Annotated in this window: 2 protein-coding genes; one reads left to right on the top strand and one right to left on the bottom strand. The window is 55.6% G+C overall.

Annotation, left to right across the window (positions count from 1 at the left end; translation table 11 throughout):
* Positions 1-753, bottom strand: a 753-nt coding sequence (locus AAAB16_RS20535; protein WP_340664994.1) for a hypothetical protein, incomplete at its 3' end; no start/stop codon positions are given.
* A gap of 442 nt (positions 754-1,195) precedes the next feature.
* On the opposite strand from AAAB16_RS20535, the gene fadB reads away from it, so the two are divergent.
* Positions 1,196-3,041, top strand: a 1,846-nt coding sequence (gene fadB, locus AAAB16_RS20530) for a fatty acid oxidation complex subunit alpha FadB (protein WP_340664993.1), incomplete at its 3' end; no start/stop codon positions are given.

Here is a 3,041-nt window from a genome sequence, read left to right as displayed (position 1 = left end):
GAATGGTACAGAGTTCTCATTGTAATTTTTCAGCGATTTTTCGATGTAGCGCCACTTGGTATTTATGCCGTTCAGCGACTCGCGAATTTGTGCGGTGTTCTGCGGTGCGCTTTCCATGCTGCTGAGCTTGCCGGCGAACTGGGTTACCAGGTCGTCGATGGAGTGTTCTTCACCCGCCGCGCTGCCAATAAAGGTGCCGCCCACCGATGCGCTGCGCGAAGCATAGTCCACGGCAATGGCCTGCATCAGAAGACTTTGCTCGCGGCTCTGTTGGGTCATAGGCGGGACGATCTGGCCGCTTTCTTGTTGGATTTTGCTGTACAGCTCGCTGCTCAGGGCCATCAACTGCTGATTGCGGGTAGCGAGGTCGGCTACCGGCTGCAAGTCAGTAAAACCCTGGGTTTTCATCGCGGTGGTGAGGTTTTTCAATTCGGCTTCGTAGGCGTTTAACTGCTGCTCCAACTGAGCGCGCATGGCCTTGGAAGCATCGCCAGGCAGGTCAGTCAGTTCGGCCATACGGGCGCTGGCGTCGTGCACCGATTCCTCGATCTGCCGCGCATAGCGCTGATCGCCATCCATGCTGTTGTACATATAAAAATCGCCAAGGCTCTTCTGCGCGGCCAGGCGTAGTTGATGCAATTTGAGTAGGTTGTCGGTGGGCGCGGTCGCGGGCGTTGCTGCAAAAGCGCTGTGCAGCGGAGCGAGAAGGGCGAGTAGGGCGCTAAGCGATATGGCAAGCAGACGGCTCGTCATGGGGTACTCCGTGGACTTCATTGTTTTTGTTTTTGTCACGCACTTTTGGCGTGTTGAGACGACTGTACTCGGACGCTTTGGCTTTGGCTAGCTGTGACCGGCATCACTTTGATGGCATGGGCCTTACAGCTATTTAGGCCCGGTCTAGAGCAGTTGGAATGTTTTCCCTTACACCAAGGTCAAAATCATCTGATGGCGCAACAGCTCGCTGCGCCCCAATTGACAAGCGCATCCTTTTGCACGAAGGTGTGCGCACCCGAATCAAACGGGCGTATGAATCAAGTGTTTGCTTTGTTGCAGCCTGGTTTATAGGCCGCCCGAATATCGCGTCGGCGGGTATGTCAGGCTGTTCGAGACTATTCTCGACGGTCCTGCTGCGGACGGGTCCGCTGCTTGGCGTCCGACGTGTACTGTTCAGCTTCCATACCGTGGAGATCAGTTGATGATTTACGAAGGTAAAGCCATCACGGTTAAGGCTCTTGAGAGCGGCATTGTCGAATTGAATTTCGACCTCAAGGGTGAGTCCGTCAACAAGTTCAACCGTCTCACACTGGCCGAATTGCGCCAGGCTGTGGATGCCATCAAGGCCGATGGCGCGATCAAGGGCGTGATCGTCAGCAGCGGCAAAGACGTATTTATCGTCGGCGCCGACATCACCGAGTTCGTCGACAACTTCAAGTTGTCCGATGAAGAGCTGGTAGCCGGCAACCTTGAAGCCAACAAAATCTTCAGTGATTTTGAAGACCTGGGCGTTCCAACTGTTGCTGCTATTAATGGCATCGCATTGGGCGGCGGTTTTGAAATGTGCTTGGCTGCGGATTACCGCGTCATTGCTAGCGGCGCCAAAGTTGGCCTGCCAGAAGTCAAACTGGGCATCTACCCAGGTTTTGGCGGCACCGTGCGTCTGCCGCGTGTTATCGGTACCGATAACGCCATCGAGTGGATTGCCGGCGGTAAGGAAAACAAAGCCGAAGACGCCCTCAAAGTAGGTGCTGTCGACGCCGTTGTTGCAGCTGACAAGCTCGCAGCTGCTGCGCTGGACCTGATCAAGCGCGCCATTTCCGGCGAGCTGGATTACAAGGCCAAGCGTCAGCCGAAGCTGGAAAAGATCAAGCTCAACGCCATTGAACAAATGATGGCTTTCGAAACCGCCAAAGGTTTCGTCGCCGGTCAAGCGGGCCCGAACTACCCGGCGCCGGTTGAAGCGATCAAAACCATCCAGAAAGCGGCCAACTTCGGCCGTGAAAAAGCCCTGGAAGCGGAAGCCACCGGTTTCGTGAAACTGGCCAAGACGCCTGCTTCGCAAAGCCTGGTTGGCCTGTTCCTGAACGATCAGGAACTGAAGAAAAAAGCCAAGGCTTACGACGCTATCGCCAAAGACGTGAAACTGGCCGCCGTACTCGGCGCTGGCATCATGGGCGGCGGTATCGCTTTCCAGTCGGCCTCCAAAGGCACGCCAATCCTGATGAAGGATATCCGCGAAGAGGGTATTCAGATGGGCTTGGCCGAAGCGTCCAAGCTGCTGGGTAGCCGTGTCGCTAAAGGTCGTCTGACTCCAGCGAAAATGGCTGAAGCCTTGACCGCTATCCGCCCAACCATGTCTTACGGCGACTTCGGTCACGTTGATATCGTGGTTGAAGCTGTGGTCGAGAACCCGAAGGTCAAGCAAATCGTCTTGGCTGAAGTGGAAGCCGTGGTTAAGGAAGATGCCATTCTGGCGTCGAACACCTCGACTATTTCGATCAACTTGCTGGCAAAAGCCCTTAAGCGTCCGGAAAACTTCGTCGGCATGCACTTCTTCAACCCGGTGCACATGATGCCGTTGGTTGAAGTAATCCGTGGCGAGAAGTCCAGCGAAGTGGCAGTTGCCACCACCGTTGCCTACGCCAAGAAAATGGGCAAAAGCCCGATCGTGGTTAACGATTGCCCAGGCTTTTTGGTCAACCGCGTGTTGTTCCCGTACTTCGGCGGCTTCTCCAAGCTGATCAGCGCTGGCGTGGACTTCGTGCGTATCGACAAAGTCATGGAGAAATTCGGCTGGCCCATGGGCCCGGCTTACCTCTCCGACGTAGTCGGCATCGACACTGGCCACCACGGCCGTGACGTGATGGCTGAAGGCTTCCCAGACCGCATGGCTGTTGAAGGCCGTACCGCTGTCGACGTGATGTACGAAGCCAATCGCCTGGGCCAGAAGAACGGCAAAGGTTTCTACGCTTACGAAATGGACAAGCGCGGCAAGCCGAAGAAAGTAACCGATCCGGTTGCTTACGAAGTGCTCAAGCCAGTCA

Source organism: Pseudomonas sp. (assembly GCF_037994325.1).
GTDB lineage: Bacteria > Pseudomonadota > Gammaproteobacteria > Pseudomonadales > Pseudomonadaceae > Aquipseudomonas.
This window is presented reverse-complemented; position numbering and strand designations above follow the sequence as displayed.